The sequence below is a fragment of the Bacillus sp. 05T31 genome (assembly GCF_056396725.1).
In genome coordinates this window covers 1-3,264 of record NZ_JBFTMA010000509.1, presented here as the reverse complement: position 1 = coordinate 3,264, position 3,264 = coordinate 1, and the positions used below count along the sequence as shown (strand labels likewise).

Annotated in this window: 1 protein-coding gene and 2 pseudogenes; all 3 read right to left on the bottom strand. The window is 41.6% G+C overall.

Annotated features, from left to right (window positions below; translation table 11 throughout):
- Positions 1–229 precede the first annotated feature (229 nt).
- Positions 230–645, bottom strand: a pseudogene (locus tag AC1DJR_RS23165) (phospholipase D-like domain-containing protein); the annotation flags it as partial.
- Positions 646–933: 288 nt separating this feature from the next.
- Positions 934–3,018 carry a serine hydrolase domain-containing protein gene (locus tag AC1DJR_RS23160; RefSeq protein ID WP_477003595.1) on the bottom strand — a complete coding sequence of 695 codons (2,085 nt, stop codon included), beginning with the start codon at positions 3,016–3,018 and terminating at the stop codon, positions 934–936.
- 94 nt (positions 3,019–3,112) lie between these two features.
- Positions 3,113–3,264, bottom strand: a pseudogene (locus AC1DJR_RS23155) (serine hydrolase domain-containing protein); the annotation flags it as partial.

The window sequence follows — 3,264 nt, the reverse complement described above, 5'->3', positions numbered from 1 at the left end:
GCTAATTGATTAAGTGTAGCGGGAGACATATATCGATATAACTCTTCGGCAAATAAAGACAGCTCTTGTTTTTGATGCATATTCATAAAAAGCACGTCACCCTTTCTCATTAACATAAGAGAATAGTAACGTGCTTTTAATTTTAAGAATAGTCTAAATCCTTAAGTTGATGGATGTGTGGCGAGACCCCTATCATTTTACTATTCCTTAATATAAAAATTCTTTGTTTTTACAAATAATACTCAAACATTTTTGCAACCTTTTCTTTCATTTTTTCTTTTATAGATAATTGATTGACGTCAGAGGATGTTACCCTCTTTGAATTTTGTAAGTCTGCAGTAATGACTGGCTTTATTTTCGAAATATAGACAGGGTCTTGGATATAACAGTTCATTTCTTCATTTAAATGAAACGAGCGCGAATCAAAATTCACGGTCCAACCATCAATACTTTTTCGTCAATCAAAAATACTTTACCGTGTAACACTCCCTTTTTATAACCATATACTTCTATTCCCTGTTTTAATGCTTTTCGGATATATGGATACGCTGCTTCTTTAACTAACAGTGCATCCGAATGAGGTGAGAACAGAGTTTTGACACGGACTCCCCTCTTTCTTGCATCTACTAATGCTTTCCAAATAGTAAGGAATAATATTCATACTATAAACTATGTGGTTACTTCATAGTCAATAAATAAAAAAATTTAAAATCAAAACTGGCTGTTTTTAGTGATGAAGGAGTACATGTCTCGTTCTGTTGCAAAGTTTCTTAACAGCTAAAAAGTTGGTATGATAGCTGTTCTTGCAGAGTTTGAGCGTGATATTATTCGTGGAAGGCCTCTTTGTAAAGATAATGCGTAAATACAAACAAAACCAGCAAAACACCTTTTCTGTGTCGTACTGGTTTTGTTGAAGTCCATCTTGAATTGTAGCTAGTTCAACGTGATTGCAAATTCCGAGTTCGGCGCGCCAGCAAATACAACCGATCCGTTYTTCGGCAGTTTTACTTTGTTATTGCCGCTCACAACGGTAAAATTGACGCATACTCCCTTCTCATCATACACCGCGAATGAACTCTTCGATGACAACGTCACGCTCATCGTTTTCCCTGCTATCGCTTGTGGGATCGTAAACCATTTCGCATGCCCATTTGCTTGTAGCGTAACTTTGGATGATTGGCCTGCATCAAGCGGTTTTACGTTGGATCCACTTACGTATAACAATCCGGCCATCTCCATATATTCACTGCCGCCTTCTGTATAGAAATGAGTTTCCGTCGTATCACGGCCATTCATCACGGGGATCTGGAGCTGATGCGCCGCGGTGTTCGGACCTGTAATTTTTCTGCCGTCCCAATAGCCCGCTAGGMCTTCCTTGCGAGTAATTTGTGTGGTAATAAGTTTCGGTTGAACGAGATATTCAATAGAACTAAATTTCTCGTTCACGAGATAGAACTTGACGCCTTCCCGCTTCGCCCATGCGGCAGCGGTTTTCTTCGATAGCACGTTGTCTTCTAGTTTCTCGGCTAAATAGTGAGTCATCACATTTTGCCCTAAGCCTGGCGTCGATTTATATGTGCTCTCCTTCAAATAAGTTCTTCCATTTTTCTCAGTGACGAAGTTGAGCTTGGAAGTACCCTTCTCATTAATAAAGCTTCCATTCGCAGTATATACATATTTTTCTTCTCGATTAGATGGTAAGAACAGTTCTCCATTCTTCGTAATTTCTATTTTGAAATGACTTTCGCTATTGCCGTAAAAGCCCGCTTTCTTCGTCACGTCTTGAGGCATCTTGGCCTTGACCGGCTTGCCAAAGGATTTGTTTGGCTTGATGTCCTTAATTGTGCCCTTCTCTTTAAGCGCGGCGAGCAGTAATTCAGTTGCCAGTAGTTGATTTGTAGAGCTTTGGCCGCCGGATGACAACACAGCCACTGCCATCTTCTGTTCCGGAAGCACGACCAGTATAGCATGTTGCAGTGTTGTATCGCCGCCCTTAGCCATGCTTTTTATCCCATATTCACTGAATGGGTATAGTTTCACACTATCCCAGCCAAGACCATAGTTGAAAATATTACCTCCATCCCCCGGCCACATTCCTTTTTTATATTCCTCTTGCTCCATCGCCTTGACTGCCTTATCAGAGAGGATCCCTTTTCCCTGTCCCATAAATAATTGTGAGAATCGTACCATATCTTCTGCCGTGGAAGAGATCCCTCCCGAACCAATCACATTCACCGATTCAATGGGAAGCTGCCCTTGGTACGCCGGAAAATAGAGTCTAGCCCGCTTATCGTCTTCCCATTTGTCCTGCGGCGTTTTCGTATGATTCAGCTGTAAGGGTTCTGTAAACCGTTGATGTATAAATTCGGTAAAGCTCATACCGCTGACTCTTTCCACCAAAATCTCGGCCAGCGTAAAGCCGTCGTTGCAGTATACCGAGAACGCGCCAGGATCCGCCTTCAAGCTTTGGTTGGACAATTGCCGCATCAAGACATCATGGGCATAGGTATCATTATCGTTAAATAAAAATGCATTACTTAACGTGGAACCTTGCAAGCCGGAGGAGTGGTTTAACAGCATACGTGGCGTAATGCGTTTGTACCGCTCGTCTTTCATCTTGAAATCAGGAACATAGTGGACGACAGGAGCATCCAAATCGACTTTTCCTTCGTCGACCAATTTCATTACAGCCGCTGTTGCATACATTTTACTGACTGAACCAATCCCATATAGAGTATCTTTGTTCAGCCGCTGTTTTCCTTCCATATCGTTCTTGCCTGTCTKACCCGACAAAATAAGTTTACCATTATCAATTAGCGCATACTGCACGCTAGTCGTCCCATAGGACTTCGTGAGTAGCGCAGCCTTCTCTGCCGCAATCTTCTCCAGTTCTTGGTTAGCAACTTCTTGGTTAGCTACAACCGGAGTCTTACTGCTTGAAGATGCTATCGCCCCTGTTGGTAGGATCATCGTTAGCGCTAATGTAGCGGCTAACACCCCAGATAGTTTATTTTTCATGAGAGAATTGCCTCCTTAGATAAGTAATCGAATTCATCACTTATTTGTTTAACTATAAAAAATATGACAAAATTTATCCGTTTTTCTTTTTTGCCTACTTGCTAAATTCAGCAAGTAAAATGTTTTTAAAAGGATTAGGACTGTCAGCTCTACCCAAACTATTCCAATTGACGACCAACGTATGCTTGCCTCCAAGTTTACCTCCAACAAGAGTAGTAAACCCTAGAATGCCACCTGTGTGTCCCC